The sequence below is a fragment of the Citricoccus zhacaiensis genome (genome assembly GCF_014645315.1).
In the GTDB taxonomy this organism is placed as follows: domain Bacteria; phylum Actinomycetota; class Actinomycetes; order Actinomycetales; family Micrococcaceae; genus Citricoccus; species Citricoccus zhacaiensis.
This window is the reverse complement of record NZ_BMLQ01000019.1, coordinates 1-888: the sequence shown is the minus strand read 5'-3', so window position 1 is coordinate 888 and position 888 is coordinate 1. Positions and strand designations below refer to the sequence as shown.

The 888-nt window shown below is 64.2% G+C and carries 1 protein-coding gene; it reads right to left on the bottom strand.

Going from position 1 to position 888, the window contains the following annotated elements:
• On the bottom strand, positions 1-887 hold an 887-nt coding region (gene istA / locus IEX49_RS16610), incomplete at its 3' end, for an IS21 family transposase (RefSeq protein WP_229672841.1).
• Position 888 lies beyond the last annotated feature (1 nt).

Sequence of the window (888 nt, the reverse complement as noted above, 5' to 3'; positions counted from 1 at the left end):
TGGAACGGCTCGGCGTTGTAGGCGTCAACGCGGTCGGTGACGGCCACCTTGAGCTCGGCCAACGTGGCGAACTGTTGGTCCCTGAGGTCGGCGATGACGCGCATCGCCATATGCCAGACCGTGTTTTCCACGCTAGCCTTGTCCTTCGGTGCCCGGATTCTGCCCGGCAGCACGGCCGCCGAGTAGTGAGCGGCCATCTCCCGGTAGGCGTCGTTGAGGACGATCTCGCCCTCCTTGGGGTGCTTGATCACCCCGGTCTTGAGGTTGTCCGGCACAATCCTGGGCACGCTGCCGCCGAAGTACTCGAACATGCCCACGTGGGCCCGTAGCCAGGTGTCCTGCTTCATGTCCAGGGTCGGTTCGACGAAGGAGTACCGGCTATACGGCAGGCACCCCACGAACAGATAGACCCGGGTCAACTCGCCGGTCGCCGTATCGAGCAACTGCATCGTGGGACCGGACCAGTCGACCTCGACCGTCTGGCCGGCCTTGTATCCGATCCTGGAAGCCAGCCCGGTAACCATCACATGCCGCTGGTAGAACTTGCAGAACCGGTCATAGCCCATCGCCGGGGATCCATCCTGAGCGCACTGGTCCACGTATTCGCCGTGCAGCAACTTCATCGTCACCCCGACCCGGGCCATCTCCCGATGCACCCGGGCCCAATCCGGCTCAACGAAGACGCTCTCGTGTTCCCCACGCCCGGGGAACAACAACGCGTACACCTCAGCATCGGACCGGTCAGCGATATCGTCCCACCGCACCCCTGCCATATCGGCGGCCTCCAGCACCTCAGCGACACTGTTCCTCGAGATCTGCTGCGACGCGGCGATCGCCCTGCCGGACAGACCCTCGGCCCGTAGCTGCAGCACGAGCTTGGCCTTGATC